Genomic DNA, 17943 nt, shown 5'->3' with positions numbered 1-17943 from the left:
CTACGACCGGGGTGCCCGCTCGATCAGCAGCACCAGGGCAAGCAGCGCCAGGGCCAGCAGGAGGTGGATAAAGCCGCCCAGCGTGTGCGAGGTCATCATCCCCAGCGACCACAGGGCGGCCAGGACGACCACTATGCCTTCGAGCATGCCGGTTCTCCCCCTGCCATCGGCAGGAATTGCATGACACCCCAGCGTGGGCGCCTGCAACCGTGCCGGTCTGTGCGCCAGCGTACCCAGGGCGGCTGGCCAACGGCAGAGCCAGGTGTATGCTAAAGAGCGGAGGAAAGGCTTTCTCCCTGAAGAAGGATGCTGTTATGCAAGAGACCCCCTCCCCCCTGCAGAACCATTTGCTGGCCGCATTGCCGGGCACCGTGCAGGAGCGCCTGTTCCCCCACCTGGAACTGCAGCACCTGCCCCTCGGCAAGGTTCTCTACGAATCCGGGGACGCCATGCGCCACGTGTTCTTCCCCACCGACGCCATCATCTCGCTGCTGTACGTGATGGAGAACGGCGCCTCGGCGGAAATCTCGGTGGTCGGCAACGAGGGCCTGATCGGCGTCGCGGTGTTCATGGGCGGCGAAAGCACCCCGAGCAGGGCCATCGTGCAGAGCGCCGGCAGCGTCTACCGGCTGTCCGGGCGACGCATCAAGGACGAGTTCAACCGCCACGGCGAGATGCTCCAGCTGATGCTCCGCTACACCCAGGCGCTGATCACCCAGATGGCCCAGACCGCGGTGTGCAACCGCCACCACTCCATCGACCAGCAGCTCTGCCGCTGGCTGCTGCTGTCCCTCGACCGCCTGCCGAGCAACCAACTGACCATGACCCAGGAGCTGATCGCCAACATGCTCGGCGTACGCCGCGAAGGCGTCACCGAGGCCGCCGGCAAGCTGCAGAAGCAAGGGGTGATCGAGTACAGCCGGGGGCGCATCACCGTGCTCGACCGGGCCAGGCTGGAGGAGTTGAGCTGCGAGTGCTACGCGGTGGTGAAAAAGGAAACCGACCGCCTGCTGCCCTATGTCCCCACCCGGCCAGCCGCCCCTTCCGGGGGGCAACGACATAAGGAGTAGGTCCGCAACAACCCGGCAAACTCGTGCAACGCCTGTAACTGGCTGGCTTCCGCCTCGCTCACCCACTGCACGATGGCCTCGCCCAGCCCCGGCCCGGCGGCCCTGGCCCAGATCCGCTGCAGGGCCATGCGTCGTTCGTAGGCGAGGCCCAGTACCTGGCTCACCTGCAGCGTAGCGTTGACGAGCGCCTGCTGGCGTTCGTCCAGCAAGCTCGGCTCGCGCCCCAGTAGTCGCCGGGCGCGCCGGATCAAGCGACGCAGCGAGGCGTCGGCATTGGCCAGCTCCTGCGCCGCCAGCGGCGCCATGACCCGCTTGCGGTACTGCGCCATGACCTGGAAGCGATCGTTGAAGATGGCCATGGCGGTGTCCGCATCCAGGCTGCGCTTGCCCTGCAGCCGGTAGGCGACAGGCGCCACCCTGACCGCCCGGGCCAGTCCCAGGCCGCTGAACAGTCGGATCCACGCCCAGCCCAGGTCGAACTCCCAGGGCTTCACCGACAGCTTGGCCGAGTTGGGGTAGGTGTGATGGTTGTTGTGCAGCTCCTCGCCGGCCACCACCAGGCCCCAGGGCACCAGGTTGGTGGCGGCGCCGCGGCATTCGAAGTTGCGGTAGCCGACGGCATGGCCGAGGCCATTGACCACGCCGGCGGCCCAGAAGGCGATCCACATCATCTGTACGGCCCATACGGTCAGCCCGGCTACACCGAACAGGGCCAGGTCGAGCAGCGCCATCAGCGTCACCCCGCCGTTGGGGAAGCGGGTATACAGGTGCCGCTCCAGCCAGTCATCCGGGCAGTTCTTGCCGTACAGGCGCAGCGTCTCCGGGTTCCTTGCCTCTTCGCGATACAGCTCCGCGCCTTGCCAGAGAACCCGGTACAGCCCCTTGTAGCGTGGGCTATGCGGGTCGTCGGCGGTTTCGCAGCGGGCGTGGTGCTTGCGGTGGATGGCGGTCCACTCGCGGGTGATCATCCCGGTGCTCAACCATAGCCAGAAACGGAACACATGCTTCAGCGCGGCATGCAATTCCAGCGAACGGTGCGCCGAGTACCGATGCAGATAGAGGGTGACGCTGAGCGTGGTGAAGTGGGTGAGCAGCAGCGTGACGGCAATCAGTTGCCACACCGACAGATCGAGAAGGCCGGAATACCACATGGCGGCGTTGCCTCATGGTGAGTGCGGGCGGCCCCTTCATGGAGCCACCCGCAGGGCACTGGGCTCGGCTCCCGGGATCAGAGCCGCCGGCCCTGTAGCACCCGGAATACCACGGCCATGAGTGCCAGGATCAGCAGGATGTGAATGAAACCACCCAGGGTGTACGACGTGACCAACCCGAGCACCCACAGGACGATCAATAGAACTGCAATGGTTTCGAGCATTTTGGCACCTCCGCTATCGACAGCCTCAGTCTGGGCAGCCTTGGCCTGCGCGTCTGTTCGTCAACGCACGCAGAAAAAGCGTCGAGGCCGGAGTCATTCATCAGGGGGCGGCGCGCGCTCTTCCTGCAGGAGCGGCGCCGGGTCGGCGTCGTGGTCCTGCGCAGACGCTGGTGGCGCCGGCCGCCTGGCGCGATCGCGGAAGGAGTAGCGCTCAGCGGGCGAGCCGTACTCCCCGCCGGGCATCTGCTCGCCGCCTTCGTTGGGTGTCGGCGTCGATTTGCCAGTCGTTTCGATGGTCTTTTTCATGGGAGCCTCGGGAAAATGGAATCTGGCCAGCGCCGCAGGGGCGCGGCTCCGGCCCGAGGTTAGCGGGTCAGTACCGCAGTCCCTTCGCCTGCACCTCCCTGACGCCCCGCACGTTCGACGCCAGCTCGATGGCCAGGCTCCGTTCCGCTCGGCTGCCCAGCCCACCGCTGAGGGTGACAATGCCGTTGTGGGTGCTCACGGTGATATCCGAACTGCTGACGTTGCGCGAGTACAGCAGGGTCGATTTCACCTTGGTGGTGATCCAGCTGTCGGAGATGCCCTGCCCGGCGGCATTCGCCGTGCTCTTGCCAGTGGCCAGCGCGGTGTTCGGCTGTTCGGCCCTGACCTGGATGCCGTTGTCCACCGCAACGACGCCCTGGGTGGTCGAAGCCAGGCGGCCGGCCGCGGTACGTGCAGCGGAACTCGTGGCGGTGCCACGCAAGGTCACCTTGCCGGCGGTGGTTTCGACGTTGGTCGACAGGCCATCGGTGTATTTGCTCCACAGCAGCTTCGACTTGACCGCGGTGGTAATGCTCGCATCGTCGATCGTCTGGCCGAAACCACGGACGCCATCCTGCTTCGGCGGCAGGTAGTCGGGCTTGACCAGTATCTGGTTGTCCACCGACTTGATCCCCTTCACCCCCATGGCGATCTGCGTCGCCAGGTCCTTGCTGGTGCTTTCCTCCACGGTGCCGCGCACGGTGGCCTTGCCGTCGAGCACCGAGACCTCGAGGCCGTTGTCACGCAGGTACGGGCTCAGGGAGTAAGTCGTGGCGATCTGCGATTCCTGCCGCGCGTCCATGACCTCCTGCGAGGTCGGGCTTGCGGCGAAGGCCGGGCCGCCCGCCGCCAGCGCCATGGCGATGCAGGACGCCAACCGCAGTTTGCGGAAATAACTGTGCATGCTGTTTCTCCACCAGGGATAGCGTTGCGTCCGCCCCTGGGCGGCCCATCCCTGGGACCTGCAGCCCACTGCTGCCTGCATGGCAGCAGCAGGGCGGCAGGTTCGCACCTAGGGTCGGCGCAAGGTGCCGTTCCGGGGACACGCCACAATGGCGCGTCGGAGAGGGCTGTGGCCGTCAGGCTTCCTTGGGCTCGGCCTTTTTCATGCCGGGCCTGGTTTCCTGCGTGCGTTCCGTGCGGGTATCGGTCGGTGATTGCGGACGAGCTTTTTCAGCGGCCTTGGGAGAACCGCTACCGGGATTGTGCTTGTTCGTTCTGTTCATGCTGACCTCTGTGTGCCGGGATTCGCGAAACTGCGAGGAGACCGGGAGTGAGACAGTGACAGGCATGCCCCCTAGGCGTCGGTGCGCCGACGCACTTATCCGTAGCAAAAGACCGCAATAGCGCTCAGCGCCCCGCCCTGCGTGCGCTAGCAGACAGACCACCGATGCCGCCATTACGGATGCTGGAAGCTCAGTCCGAAGGCCCATTCCCGAGCCTTCGCCCTCACCGATCGGGGACCAGCATGAAGCTGCTCAAGTTGGAGCACAGCCCGGCGGCCTACCTCGCCGACTTCATTCTCTATGGCCTGGCCAGCCTGGCCCTCGCGGGCCTGCTCGCAGCTTTCTGCCCACCCGTGCTGCGTCTGCAGAGCCTGCTCCTCGCGCTGCTCGGCCTGTTCGGCTGGACGCTGCTCGAATACCTGCTGCACCGCTTCGTGCTGCATGGCCTGCAGCCATTTCGCGACTGGCACCTGCAGCATCACCGACGCCCCACCGCGCTGATCGGCATACCCGTGCTGCTCAGCGCCCCGCTGATGGCGCTGCTGGTGTTCCTGCCGGCCCTGCTGCTACTCGATGTCTGGCGCGCCGGGGCGCTCACCCTCGGCGTGCTCGTCGGCTACCTGCTCTACTCGATCACCCATCACGCCCTGCACCACTGGCACGGCATGGACAATCGCTGGCTGTCAGGGCGCCGGCGCTACCACGCCCGGCACCATGGCACGCTGGCGCAGCCTGGCCACTACGGGGTGACCAGCGGCTTTTGGGACCGCCTGCTGGGCAGCGACCGCCAGGCGCTGGTGCGCGGCCGCCCCACACCGGGCACAGCGAAGGCGGCCGGATTGGCGCCACCACGCTCGCCGGCCGCCGAAGCCGCGGGCCGGTTGTTGCAACGCCTGCTGCGCGGTACCGACGCGGACTTCACCATCCGCCTGTGGGACGGCGGCGAGCTGCATTTCGGCAACGCCGGGGCACCGCGCTTCACCCTGGTCTGCCGTACTCCCGCGGCGGTCCAGGCGCTGGTGCTGGGGCACGACCCACTGCGCCTGGTCGAGTCCTACTTGCGCGACGACATCGACGTCGAAGGCGACCTGTTCGCCGCCATCGGCATGAAGGACCTGCTGCAGGACAACCCGCTGCCCTGGCACCAGCGCCTGCGCATCGGCCTGGAGGCCTTGCTGCTGCCTTGTGCCGGCAGCGGCGAAACCCTCCCCGGAGGCTACCGGCGCCCGGTGAGAAGCCATACGAAACAGGAGAACCGCGACGCCATCGCCTTTCACTACGACGTCTCCAATGCCTTCTACGGCCTCTGGCTGGACGCCGGCATGGTCTATTCCTGTGCCTACTTCGAACAACCCGGCGACAACCTGGAGCAGGCCCAGCACGCCAAGCTCGAACACATCTGCCGCAAGCTGCTGTTGCAACCCAGCGAACAACTGCTGGACATCGGCTGCGGCTGGGGTGCGCTGATCATCCATGCCGCCCGCTATCACGGCGTGCGCGCCCATGGCATCACGCTCAGCCGCAAACAGCTGGAGCTGGCCCGCGAACGCATCGCCCGGGCCGGCCTGGAAGACCGGGTGACGGTGGAGCTGTGCGACTACCGCGACCTCGAAGGCGCCGCCCGCTACGACAAGATCGCCAGCGTCGGCATGTTCGAGCACGTCGGGCTGGCCAACCTGCCGCTGTACTTCGCCACCGTGCAGCGCCTGCTCAAGCCCGGCGGGCTGTTCCTCAACCACGGGATCACCAACACCCGCGAGGGCTGGAAAACCACCACCGGCACCCGCTTCATCAACCGCTACATCTTCCCCGACGGGCAACTGGACAGCGTCGGCAACATCCAACGCGCCATGGAGCGCGCGGACTTCGAGATCACCGACGTCGAGGCCCTGCGCCGTCATTACGCGCTGACACTCAGGCACTGGGTCGCGCGCCTGGAACAGCAGCACGCGGAGGCCTTGCAGCACGTCACCGAGCCGATCTACCGCACCTGGCGCCTGTACATGGCGGCCAGCGCGCTGGAATTCGAAGCCGGCGGCCTCAGCGTCTACCAGATTCTCGCCAACCGCCGCGCCGACGGCGCCACCAGCCCGCTGCCGCTGACCCGGCGGCACCTGTACCGCGCCGCGACAACGCCAAGGGTGTCATAGCGCACAGACGAGCGAACGCCCCACGCGCAGCGTCAAGGGAGAACCCATCATCGCACCACCGGAGGTCCCACCATGAACCCCATCACCCTGTTCATCGTCACCGTGCTCACGGCCATCGGCGCCGTGCTCTTCTACAGCGACCACCTGGCGGCCGGCATCGCCCTGCTGGCCTGCGCCCTGGTGGTCGCACAGGCACTGAAGATGGCCAACACCTGGCAGAAATTCGTGGTGCTGCGCGCCGGCAGGCTGCAGGGTGTCCACGGCCCGGGCCTGTTCGCCATCGTCCCGGTGCTGGACAGCGTGGTCGCGGTGATCGACGAACGCATCCAGACCACCGCCTTCAACGCCGAACAGGCGCTGACCCGCGACACCGTGCCGGTGAACGTCGACGCCATCATCTTCTGGCACGTGCATGACGCCCGCAAAGCCGCGCTGGCGATCACCGACTACCGCCAGGCCATCGACCGCGTGGCGCAGACCTCGCTGCGCGAGATGATCGGCTCGTCGATGCTCGCCGCGCTGCTCTCCGACCGCCGCAGCTCCGACCGGCAGCTGTGCCGCGAGATCGGCGAAAAGACACTGGAATGGGGCGTAACCGTCACCTCCGTGGAAATCCGTGACGTGGCCATCCCGGAAGCCTTGCAGGACGCCATGTCGCGCCAGGCCCAGGCCGAACGCGAGAAGCAGGCGCGGATCATCCTCGGCTCGGCCGAGGCGGAAATCGCCGGGCGCTTCGTCGAGGCCGCCAAGGTCTACGCCAGCCAGCCCTCGGCCCTGCAGTTACGGGCGATGAACATCATCTACGAGACCACCAAGGAACGCGGCACGACCATCCTGATTCCCAGCGCGATGGTCGACAGCATGAACCCGGCCGCCGTCGCCGCGTCCCTGGCGGCACAGCCCGGCGTGGTATACGCCGGTACGGCGCACGAGCGGCCCCACGGCAATGGCCAGGTGCTCGAGGAAAGACGCCAGGCAGCCCGCCTCGACGAGGCGCTGTCAAAGGAACAGCTGTAGACGGTGCTCGCCCGCCTGCAGTCGGACGCGTATCGCGCCCTCATCGCAAGACAACGGCCTGTCGTCGAGCAGCGCCCGCTGTATGCCGCGGCAGCGCAGCCCGGCGGACACCAGGCTGATCCCGTAGCGGCAGCCTTCCAGCGAGACACTGGCTTCGAAGCCCGGCCAATCCCTCGGGATGCACGGGTCCACGACCAGGTTCGCGCCCTCCCGGCGCAAACCGAGAATGCCCTCCACGCCGGCCCGGTACATCCAGGCGGCGGAGCCGGTGTACCAGCTCCAGCCACCCCGGCCAACGTGCGGGGCGACCGAATAGACATCGGCGGCGACCACATAGGGTTCGACCTTGTAGCGCTGCACCGCATCCGGCGTAAGCGCATGGTTGATGGGGTTTAGCAGCGCGAACAGCCCGGCGGCCTTGTCGCCCTCCCCCAGGCGCGCCAGCGCGAGGATGTTCCACATCGCCGCGTGGGTGTATTGCCCGCCGTTCTCGCGCATGCCCGGTGGATAGCCCTTGATGTAGCCGGGGTCGCGCTGCGTGTGGTCGAAGGGCGGAGTGAACAGCAGGGCCAGGCCGTCTTCCTGGCGGATCAGCCAGCGCTCCAGGGCGTCCATGGCAATGGCCGCGCGCACCGGGTCGGCGCCGCCGGAGACCACCGCCCAGGACTGGGCGATGGCGTCGATCCGGCATTCTTCGCCGGCCGCCGAACCCAGCCAGGTGCCGTCGTCGAAGGTCGCCCGGCGATACCACTGGCCATCCCAGGCGTCGCGCTCCAGGGCATGCTGCAGCAGCCCCGCATGTTCGCGCCAGTGCGCGGCACGTTCGTCGTCACGGCCATCGGCCAGGGCGGCGAAGCGCCCCAGGGTATGCAGAAGCAGCCAGCCCAGCCAGACGCTTTCACCCTGGCCAGCGGCACCGACACGGTTCATGCCGTCGTTCCAGTCGCCGCCGCCGATCAGCGGCAGGCCGTGGGCGCCGGTCAGTTCCAGGCACTGGTCGAGGGCGCGGGCGCAGTGCTCGAACAGCGAGGCGCTCTCCTCCGCCGGCAGCGGCTGGAAGAACGCATCGCTCTCGCCGGGGCGCAGTTGCGGCCCTTCGAGGAAGGCCACCGACTCATCCAGCACAGCGCCGTCGCCCGAGGCCTCGATGTAGCTGGCGCAGGCATAGGCCAGCCAGACCCGGTCGTCGGAGATCCGCGTACGCACGCCCTGCCCCGTCTGCGGCAGCCACCAGTGCTGCACGTCGCCCTCGACGAATTGCCGGCCGGCGACGCGCAGCAGGTGGCGGCGGGTTTCCGCCGGGCAGGCGAACGACAGCGCCAGGCAGTCCTGCAACTGGTCGCGGAAGCCATAGGCGCCGCTGGCCTGGTAGAACGCCGAGCGCGCATGGATGCGGCAGGCCAGGGTCTGGTACAGCAGCCAGCCATTGAGCATGAGGTCCATGGCGCGATCCGGCGTACGCACCCGGACCGCGCCGAGCAGCCCTTCCCAGTGCGCGGTCACCGACGCGAGCAGCGCATCCAGGTCGGCCGCGCGGTAACGCTGGAGCAGCTCGCGCGCCTCGCCGGCCGAACCGGCCTGGCCGAGCAGGCCCAGCACCTCGACAGACTCGCCGGCGGCCAGCTCGACCACGCACTGCAGGACCGCGCAGGGATCGAGCCCGGCGCCGCAGGCCCCGGACAATGGCGCAGTGCCCAGCAGCGCCTGTGGCGCCGCCAGGCTGCCGGTATAGCCGATGAACTCGCTGCGGTCGGCGCTCCAGGCGCTCTGCCGGCCGCCGAGGTCGGCGAAGGCCAGCGGGTCGGCAAAGGCGATGCTCCAGGGGTTGCGCGCCAGCAGCGCGCCGCTGGCGGCATCCACCTCGGTCTGGATGAACGGCGCCGACGCCCCGCGCGCGGTCCCCAGCACCCACTCCACGTAGGCCGTGACCGAGAGCCGGCGCGTGCGTCCGGAGGTGTTGCGCAGGGTCAGCCGGGAGATTTTCAGCGGATCGTCCAGCGGCACGTACTGCAGCAGTTCCGCCTCGATGCCGTGGGCGCAATGGCTGAAGCGGCTGTAACCGAAGCCGTGCACGCAATGGTAGGCCCCGCCGTCGCGGATCGGCTGCGCGGTGACGCTCCACAGCGCCCGGCTCTCCTCGTCACGGATGTAGAAGGCCTCGCCCGGCGGATCGACGACCGGGTCGTTGGACCAGGGGCTGAGCTGGTTGTCCCGGCTGTTGCCGGCCCAGGTGTAACCGCTGCCCTCGGCCGAGACCTGGAAGCCGAAAGCCGGGTTGGCGATCACGTTGATCCACGGCACCGGGGTGGTGCGCTCGCCGTCCAGATCGATGCGGTACTCCCGGCCATCGCGGTCGAAACCACCCAGGCCGTTGAAGAACTCCGGCCGCTCGCCGTTTTCGCCGGCGGCCGCCGGCAAGACCGGGGCGGCTGCCTGGGCGTGCCGGGTCGGTGGCACGCGCAGCTCGGCCGGCGGCAGGTGGCTGAGCTGCGCCGCGATCAAGCCGCGGCGGGCCGGCAGGCTGACCCGCGCCACCGATTGCAGTAGCTCCCGAGCCTCCAGCGTCATCAGGTCGGCACGCAGGGTATACACGCCGCCGCGCAGGGCCTGGCCGTCGGCACGCGGGCGCGACGGGCTGCTGCGCACGGCGGTCTCGATGGCCACCTGCAGGTCCTGCACATAGGACGAGGCGCGTTCGTTGACGATCGCCAGGTCGATGTCCAGGCCCTTCATACGCCAGTATTCGCGGGCGCGCAGCAATTGCCGCACCAGTGCCAGGTCTTCGATCTCGTCGATGCGCAACAGGACGATCGGCAGGTCGCCGGAAATCGCCAGCGGCCACAGCCCCGACTGGCGCCCGGCGCCGCGCCGGAGCGCCTCGGGCGGCGCGCGGAAACGCCGGTCGGCGTACAGGATAGGCGCGGCCAGGCGCTGGAAGTCCGCGGCCTCCTCGACGTCGATGCCCAGGTCGCGCAGCTCCACCTGGGCCTGGGTCCAGGCCAGGGTCTTGGCGCGCTCGAAGGCGCTGCGCTCGTGGTGCTTGTCGATCAGGTCCAGCAGCGCCTCGCGGGAGCTCGCCACCAGGGTCCAGAACGCCACCCGCGCGACCTTGCCGGGTGCCACCTGCAAGCGCTGGCGCAGCGAGAAGATCGGGTCGAGGACACTGCCCTGACTGTTCGACAGCGGCCGGTGCGCGTGGATCGCCTGCGCCTCGCGCAGGCTGCGGCCCCTGCCGAGGAAGCGGGCGCGGTCGGATTCGTACTGCGGCTCGGCGCTCAGCTCGCCCTCAACCACGGTGAAATGCGCCGCCCACACTGGCGTATCACCGGGCGAGCGCGGGCGACGGGTGGCCACCAGCGCGCCGAACTCGGCGAGGTACTCGGTCTGCACGAACATCCGCGAGAACACCGGGTGGGCGGCATCGGCGGCCGGGGGCGCGAGCACCACCTCGGCATAGGAAGTCAGCTCGATTTCCCGCGGGCGGCGACCGTGGTTGGTCAGCGAAACCCGTCGCACCTCGCCGTCGTCCTCGCCGGACACCAGCACGTCGAGGGTGGTCACCAGCGAGGCGTCGCGCTGGATGAACTCGGCGTGGTCCTCGTCGAACAGCACCTCGCCGTTCTCCACCGCCTGCCCGCTGGGCTGCACGGTCGGCGACCACAGCGCCCCGCTCTGCGTGTCGCGCAGGAAGATGAAGCTGCCCCAGTCGTCGCGGGTGGCATCCTCGCGCCAGCGGGTCACGGCGATATCACCCCAACGGCTGTAGCCGCCGCCGGTGGCGGTGAGCATCAGCGCGTAGCGGCCGTTGGAGAGCAGATGGGTGATGGGCGGTCCGCCGAGCGCGGCCTCGACGCGGCGCAGCGTCGACGCCTCGCCACGGCCCTCGCTGGCCGACACCGTGACCTCCTCGGCGCGCGGATGGGCCAGCGCCACGTCGCGCGGCACGCGCTCCTGCAGCAGCAGCTCGCTGGCCTGGATCATCGGCTCGCGGTGCAGGCGGCTGCGCATGCACCCGTCCTGCAGGGTATTGGCGATGGCGACGATGCTCATGCCCTGGTGGTGGGCCATGAAGCTGCGCACGATCGCCACGTTTTCCTCGTCCTGCAGCCGCGAACGGGTGAAATCCAGCGCCTCGTAGTAGCCGTAGCGGCCGAGCGCGCCTATGTCCGCCAGGCGTTCGAAATTGCGCTGTGCCGCCTGCGGGTCGACCATCGCCGCCAGCGCGGTGGCATAGGGCGCGACCACCACGTTCTCGGCCAACCCACGCTTGAGGCCGAGCCCCGGCACGCCGAAATTCGAATACTGGTAGGTGAATTCCAGGTCGCGGGCGTTGTAGGCCGACTCCGAAATGCCCCAGGGGATGCCCAGGGCGGCGCCGTAGGCCTGCTGCTGCGCCACCACCCGGCCATTGCTCCGCTCCAGCAGGCTGCCGGCCGGTGCGCGCATGACCAGCGACGGCATCAGGTACTCAAACATCGAGCCGGACCAGGAGATCAACGCCGAACCGCCGACCACCGGCGTCGCGGTACGGCCCAGGCGGAACCAGTGGCGGGTCGGCAGGTCGCCCTTGGCGATGGCGAACAGGCTGGCAAGGCGCGCCTCGGAGGCCAGCAGGTCGTAGCAGCTCGGGTCGAGGCGGTTGTCGTCCACGGAATAGCCGATCGACAGCAGCTTGCGTTCCGGGTTGAGCAGGAAGCCGAAGTCCATCTCCAGCGCCAGCCGCCGGGCAGTGTCGGCCGCGGCCTGCAGGCGCCCGGCCAACCCGTCCCGATAGACCGGCAGACGGTCGCGGCTGTGCTCGGCCAGGGCCTTGCGCAGGGCCTGGATCCAGTACAGCAGGTCGCCCACGGCGCCATCCTCGCCGGCCGGCACCAGGCAGCCGGCCGCCTTGGCGGCCTTCTCGGCCAGGCGCCCGAGGCTCGGCAGCAGCGCATCCAGCGCCTGCGGGCCGCTCAGGGCGACGTGGATCTCTTCCAGTTCGGCCTGCAATTGCCGCAACGGCTCGCCACCGGCCAGCGACGGCCCGGCGATGCCATCGGTGACCTGCAGCGCCAGTTGCAGGTCATCCAGCAGGCCCTGGCGCGCCTGGGCCACCGTCGGCTGGTCGCACCATTGCTCGCAGGCGTTGGTGAGCACGATCAGGTGCCCGGCGAGGTTGCCGCTGTCCACCGAGGACAGGTACATCGGGTCGAGGATACGCAGGTCGCGGGTGCCGTACCAGTTGAAGAAATGGCCGTGGCTGCGCGGCAGTTTCTCCAGCACCGCCAGGGTACCTTCCAGGCGCGCCAGCGTCTCGTGGGCGCCGGCCCAGCCGAAATCGCGCGCGGCCACCGTCGAGAGCAGGTAGAGGCCGATGTTGGTCGGCGAGGTGCGGTGCGCCAGCACCGGCTTGGGCTGCTCCTGGAAATTGTCCGGCGGCAGCAGGTTGTCCGCCGGGGTGACGAAGGTCTCGAAGAAACGCCAGGTACGCCGGGCGGTCAGGCGCAGGGCCTCGGCGTCCTCCAGCGACAGGCTCAGCCGCCGGGCCACGCGGGTTGGCCGGCTGCTGTGCCAGGCGAGAACCGGTGCGCCCAGCCAGAGCAGCGTCAGCGGTAGAACCAGCGGCCAGTTCGCCGGCGCCAGGGCCAGCCCGGCGAGCCCGGCCAGCAATGCCAGCGTGGTCCCCGCCGCCATCTGCCGGTAGCTGCCGGGCCAGCCGGGCAGTGGCCGGCTCGACGACTGCGCGGCCGTGGTCCACTCCAGCAGGTGCCGTTGGCTGACATACGTCCGCCACAGGGTACGGACAATGGCATCGCCCATGCTCCATGCCTGGCTGGGCAGGAAGGCCAGCGACAGAAGCATCTGCAGCGCGGTACGCCGCAGGTCGGCTCCGAGCATGGCGAAGTGAGTGCGCAGGCGGATGCCCCTGCGCGCCGGCAGCAGTGCGCAGGCGATCGGTAGCAAAGCTGGGATCGCCTGGATAACCAGCACCAGCAGCGTGGCGAGCAGCGCCAGGGGCAGCGGCAGCGGCAGCCACCAGCAAAGCAGCAGGCCGGCCAGGGCGAAGGGGGCGACCAGCGAGCGGCGCAGGTTGTCGAGCATCTTGCAGCGGCCGATCAGCGGGACCGCATGCGGTCCCGTCCAGTGCCCGAGCATCCATGGCAGCAGTTGCCAGTCGCCGCGGGTCCAGCGGTGCATGCGCTTGCTGGCCACGTCGAAGCGCGACGGCGACTCCTCGACCACCTCGACGTCCGAGGCCAGCCCCGCGCGGGCGAAGATGCCCTCGAACAGATCGTGGCTGAGCAGGCGGTTATCCCCTACCCGGCCGGCCAGCGAGGCCTCGAAGGCATCCACGTCGTAGATACCCTTGCCGGTATAGGAACCCTCGCCGAACAGGTCCTGGTAGACGTCCGATACGGCCGCCGCGTAAGGGTCCATGCCGGCGGGGCCGGAGAACACCCGCTGGTACAGCGAGCCCTCGCCGCCCATCGGCAGCGATGGCGTCACCCGCGGCTGGAGCACCGCATGACCGTTGACCACGCGTTGCAACGCCGCGTCGAAGCGCGGCTGGTTCAGCGGGTGGGCCATCTTGCCGATCAGGCGCAGCGCCGCTTCCCGTGGCAGGCGGGTATCGGCATCGAGGGTGATGACCAGTTGCACTTCGGCCGGGCCCCGTGGCGGCTCCCCGGCGAGCGGCAGGAAGCTGGTGTCGGTTGCGCCACGCAGCAGGCGGTTCAGCTCGTGCAGCTTGCCGCGCTTGCGCTCCCAGCCCATCCAGCAGCCCTCGGCGGCATTGAAGCGCCGGCGCCGGTAGAGCAGGAAGAAGCGCTGGCCGCCGGGGCCGGGGCCATAACGCTGGTTCAGGCGCCCGATCGCCTCGGCCGCCACCGCGAGCAAAGGCCCATCGCTGTCCAGCACCTCCTCTTGCGCATCGACCCCGTCCAGCAGCAGGACGAACGCCAGGTCTCCGCCGATGCCTGCCAGATGGTGCACCTCCAGGCGCTCGATCTGCTCCAGCAGGTCGGCCTCGCTGGTCAGCAGCGTCGGTACGGCGACCAGCGTGCGCAGGGCCTGCGGTACGCCGTCCAGCAGCTCCAGCGCCGGCAGGGTGATGGCGCCGAAGCTCCAGGTGACCAGGCGGTTGACCAGGGCGGTTGCCGCCTCGGTCACCGGCACGCACAGGCACAGCAGGAACGCCAGCATCCAGCCCCAGGGCAGTGCCGGGCGGTGCAGGAGCTGCGCCGCCAGCACCAGCAACAGGGCGCTGAGCAGCAGGATGGCGCCGATGTAGCCACCTATGCCCAGGCGTACGTTGAAGCGGCTCAGGCACAGGCGCAACGGCGCGCGGAACGCGATGGCGCGCTCCAGCGCCGGACGTCCTTCGGCGATCAGGTGGAAGCCCGGATCGGCCGCGCGGCAGGCCTCGACACCCGCCAGACCGTCACGGGCGGTCTGGCGGGTGGCCGCCAGTACCTGGTCGACCACTTGCAGTTCGCTGAGCCTGGAGCCGCGCGCCAATTGCTCGATGGCGTTGCGATAGAGGTTGCGGGTTGGGAAATCCATGGCGGCGAAGGCGCTGCCGGCACGCAGATGCGCGTCCACCAGGCTGACGCTCTCGAACAGTCGGGCCCAGTCGGTGTCGGAAATCAGCCGCATGCTGGTGATCACGTTGCGTACCGTGACGTTCGAGGCGCCCTGGCGTTGCTGCGCGTGTTGCACCACCTCCTCGACCGTGGTGCCCTGCTCGCGCAGGCGCTCCTCCAGCCAGCCGAGCGTGGGGGTTGTACGCGGGTCCTGGTCGCGCAGGCGCTTGGCCAGTTGCGCGGCGAACAGCTCGGACAGCGGTCCCCGCGGGCGCTGGGCGATGTCAGCATCCAGCGCCGAACGGGCGCACCCGGCCACCAGCAGGCGGTCGGCCAGCGCATCGGCGTCGGCCCGGGCCGCCCGGCCGCTGCCGATCTGTTCGGCGAGCCGGCGCAGGTTCTCGATCAGCACGATGCGCAAGGTGATCGCCACCGCCCACAGCTCGCCGATGGTCAGCGGCTGGATGTGCTGGTAGGCGCTGATGAAGCGCCGCAGCAGGTCCACGTCCAGGTGGCTGTCGGTATGTGCGACGAAGGCCCACGCCAGCCCGAAGACTCTCGGGTAACCGGCGAACGGCCCCTCGGCGAGCTTGGGGAGCTGCCGATAGTAGCCCGGCGGCAGGTCATCGCGGATCTCGCGGATCTGCTCTTCGACGATGTGGTAATTGTCCAGCAGCCATTCGGCGGCGGGTACCACCGCATGGCCGCCCTCCAGCTCGGCGGCACTGGCCCGGTAGGCCGTCAGCAGGGCAGCTGCGTTATCGTTCATGCGAACATGCAGGGGCAACACCGACGGCGGACGCTCCGTCACCTGCTGGGCAAGGGCCAGGCTTTGTGCATGCTGTTCGAGCCGCTCGACGCCGAACAGCTCTTCGCGTACAGGGGTCAGGCTGTCCCAGGGAGGGAATGAACGGCTGCGGGCAAAGGCCCGGCGGAAAAACGATTTCATAGGCAAGGCTCCGGAATCCGTGGCAAAAGCCTTGGCCCTTTAGCAAAAGGCAGAGTCAACGGTGACGATGCAGATGCCGGGGCCTCGACTCGGGTGAGCGGGCGATAGGAAGCAAAGCGACGGCGGCGTCCGCCATTCGGCGAGCAGGTCGGCTTCAGCTAGGCACTGGAACGAGTCGCTGCCAGTCCGGGGTAACGCCGCACACAGGCGGCAGTGAATCGAAGGCTGAATGGCCAGTCCATTCGCCAGGGTGGCGGCCTTGCCTGGCAATGTCGGTGCGCTGGCGCACTTACGTCATCGCCACGGCCATCCGAATTCGGCAGGTACCCCGCATCATGCCGGCCTAGGCATGGGATCGACGTATGCGTGGGAAAGCAGGCCAGACAAGGCTGGAACCGTACCCCCGGGGGCCAAGTTGGATGAACCGCCCCGAAGCAAGCGCTGGGCTGGATAGTTTCCCGAAGCAGGGAGAACTCTTGCGATGCGCCTGCAACGCCCGCAGGATCATCGCGCAGCTTTCGACGCTGCGACGAATCTCGCTCAGGCGGTGCGTGACACTGACGGAATCACACTGGAACTCTTCCGCCAACAGATCATCAACCGCCATGCTCAGGCAGCACGTTGCAATATTCAGCCCACGGGTGAAGCGTTCGTCGTCCATACCGTCCTCGGCTGACGACCGAACAATGGAAGAAGAATTCCGCCAGGGCTCGGGCGTATTGGCATTCCTACCATCCTCCCTTCCTCCTCCCCCCGCAACCCCATCCAGCGCACACAAAAGAAAACCCTGCCTCACCTTCAAGGGCTAACAGCCCATGGTACCGGTGTAGTGCCAACAGTCCGTGCGCTACCAACTGCAGTAGACGCACCAGCAGTGGAAGCTTCACTCGCCAGCAGTCTGCGACGGATGCCCCGTCACAGGTGCGCCTTAAAGAAAGGCACCAACTGCTCCAGGGCAGCGGCGACCGGGCCTGGGGCCGTACAGGTCGTAATGGGTCGCGCCCTCCACGACTTGCAGGGGCTTCTGGCTGGAGCGGGTGCGCTGGAACAGGTCGAAGCTATCTCGGTAGGAATCGAACGCCCCCGGCTCTCCGCGAAACTTAGGTGTGGTGATGCGATACCCATGGACGATGGAGAGAGTCCCCGGCCAGCGAATAGGGTTTGCCTACCGGAAATCCGACCTTCCTAGCGACCGCAAGGTCGCTTCGAGCCCGGAGCGGGCCGGCCCCCATTCGCCGCGCGAGCGGTACCCTGACGAGAGCTTTCACCATGACCGACGAGATCCAAGGAACCACCCGCCGCGCCCTGATGAGCGCCGGCGTAGCAGCCGCGACACTGGCGGTTGCCGTCCCCATGCTTGCGGGCCAGGCGAGCGCTGCCCAGGCCCCGACCGTAACGGGTGCGCGCCGCAAGGAGCAAGGATCGGGCTACCTCACCCTGCGCGACGGCACCCAGTTGTTCTACAAGGATTGGGGCAGCGGGCAACCCATCGTGTTCCATCACGGCTGGCCGCTCTCAGGGGATGACTGGGACAGCCAGATGCTGTTCTTCCTCGCCAAGGGCTACCGCGTGATCTCCCATGACCGTCGTGGCCATGGGCGCTCCTCGCAGACAGCGCAGGGCAACGACATGGACACCTACGCCGCCGACCTGGCAGAACTGGTAGCGCACCTGGACCTGAAGAACGCCGTGCACATCGGTCACTCCACCGGCGGTGGCGAGGTCGCGCGCTATGTCGCACGCCATGGTGCCGGGCGCGTCGCCAAGGCAGTGCTGATCAGCGCCGTGCCTCCGATCATGCTGCGCACCAAGAAAAACCCCGGCGGTCTGCCACTGAAGGTGTTCGATGGCTTCCGCGAGGCGCTCGCCGCCAGCCGTTCGAACTTCTACCGCGAGGTGGCGGCGGGGCCCTTCTACGGCTTCAACCGGCCGGGCGCCAAGGTCTCCGAAGTGGTGATCGACAACTGGTGGCGCCAGGGCATGAACGGCGGTGCCAAGGCCCATTACGACTGCATCACGGCCTTCTCGGAAACCGACTTCACCGAGGACCTGAAACAGATCGACGTGCCGACTCTGGTGCTGCACGGGGAAGACGACCAGATCGTTCCCATCGACGACTCCGCGCGCCTGTCCATCAAGTTGCTGCGGCACGGCATCCTGAAGACCTACCCTGGCCTGCCCCACGGCATGTGCACGACCCACACAGACACCATCAACGCTGACCTGCTGGCCTTCATCAAAAGCTGAAACCGGTAGAACACAAGGCCCGGCGCGTAAAGCTCCTGGCC

Annotated in this window: 12 protein-coding genes; 5 read left to right on the top strand and 7 right to left on the bottom strand. The window is 68.2% G+C overall.

Features of this window, described 5'->3' with window-relative positions; translation table 11 throughout:
• Positions 1-147 (bottom strand): lmo0937 family membrane protein, encoded by a 147-nt coding sequence (locus BM060_RS32390; RefSeq protein ID WP_135499833.1) that lies wholly within the window; start codon positions 145-147, stop codon positions 1-3.
• A 167-nt stretch (positions 148-314) separates the two neighbouring features.
• Between BM060_RS32390 and BM060_RS12780 the strand changes: the two genes are divergently transcribed.
• On the top strand, positions 315-1070 hold the full coding sequence (locus BM060_RS12780; protein ID WP_043317272.1) for a Crp/Fnr family transcriptional regulator: 756 nt from the start codon (positions 315-317) through the stop codon (positions 1068-1070).
• Here the strand turns inward: BM060_RS12780 and BM060_RS12775 are convergent.
• From BM060_RS12775 to BM060_RS32955, 5 genes are all read right to left on the bottom strand, one after another.
• Positions 1016-2221: a DesA family fatty acid desaturase gene (locus BM060_RS12775; protein ID WP_052267813.1), complete on the bottom strand. Its 1206-nt coding sequence runs from the start codon at positions 2219-2221 to the stop codon at positions 1016-1018. The genes BM060_RS12780 and BM060_RS12775 overlap by 55 nt on opposite strands.
• A gap of 77 nt (positions 2222-2298) precedes the next feature.
• Positions 2299-2445 carry a lmo0937 family membrane protein gene (locus BM060_RS32385; protein WP_135499832.1) on the bottom strand — a complete coding sequence of 49 codons (147 nt, stop codon included), beginning with the start codon at positions 2443-2445 and terminating at the stop codon, positions 2299-2301.
• A 93-nt stretch (positions 2446-2538) separates the two neighbouring features.
• Positions 2539-2751, bottom strand: a complete 213-nt coding sequence (locus BM060_RS12770; protein WP_043317270.1) for a hypothetical protein — start codon at positions 2749-2751, stop codon at positions 2539-2541.
• Between the two features lie 67 nt (positions 2752-2818).
• Positions 2819-3655 carry a BON domain-containing protein gene (locus tag BM060_RS12765; RefSeq protein ID WP_043317268.1) on the bottom strand — a complete coding sequence of 279 codons (837 nt, stop codon included), beginning with the start codon at positions 3653-3655 and terminating at the stop codon, positions 2819-2821.
• A 175-nt stretch (positions 3656-3830) separates the two neighbouring features.
• Complete coding sequence (locus BM060_RS32955) at positions 3831-3977, bottom strand: hypothetical protein (protein ID WP_159458830.1); 147 nt, start codon at positions 3975-3977, stop codon at positions 3831-3833.
• A gap of 242 nt (positions 3978-4219) precedes the next feature.
• Here BM060_RS32955 and BM060_RS12755 point away from each other — a divergent pair, with 242 nt between their 5' ends.
• Both BM060_RS12755 and BM060_RS12750 read left to right on the top strand, forming a co-directional pair.
• A complete protein-coding gene (locus BM060_RS12755) occupies positions 4220-6127 on the top strand; it encodes a class I SAM-dependent methyltransferase (protein ID WP_236695220.1) in 1908 nt (635 codons plus the stop codon).
• A 72-nt stretch (positions 6128-6199) separates the two neighbouring features.
• Positions 6200-7144: a slipin family protein gene (locus tag BM060_RS12750; protein ID WP_082033872.1), complete on the top strand. Its 945-nt coding sequence runs from the start codon at positions 6200-6202 to the stop codon at positions 7142-7144.
• Here BM060_RS12750 and BM060_RS12745 read toward each other — a convergent pair.
• A complete protein-coding gene (locus BM060_RS12745) occupies positions 7127-15475 on the bottom strand; it encodes a glycoside hydrolase family 94 protein (protein ID WP_236695219.1) in 8349 nt (2782 codons plus the stop codon). The two genes, BM060_RS12750 and BM060_RS12745, sit on opposite strands and share 18 nt — an antisense overlap.
• 661 nt (positions 15476-16136) lie before the next feature.
• Between BM060_RS12745 and BM060_RS32380 the strand changes: the two genes are divergently transcribed.
• Positions 16137-16331: a hypothetical protein gene (locus BM060_RS32380; RefSeq protein WP_135499831.1), complete on the top strand. Its 195-nt coding sequence runs from the start codon at positions 16137-16139 to the stop codon at positions 16329-16331.
• A gap of 593 nt (positions 16332-16924) precedes the next feature.
• A complete protein-coding gene (locus BM060_RS12740; RefSeq protein ID WP_043317265.1) occupies positions 16925-17902 on the top strand; it encodes an alpha/beta fold hydrolase in 978 nt (325 codons plus the stop codon).
• Positions 17903-17943 lie beyond the last annotated feature (41 nt).

The organism is Pseudomonas citronellolis (assembly GCF_900112375.1).
Taxonomy (GTDB): Bacteria; Pseudomonadota; Gammaproteobacteria; order Pseudomonadales; family Pseudomonadaceae; genus Pseudomonas; species Pseudomonas citronellolis.
This window is presented reverse-complemented; position numbering and strand designations above follow the sequence as displayed.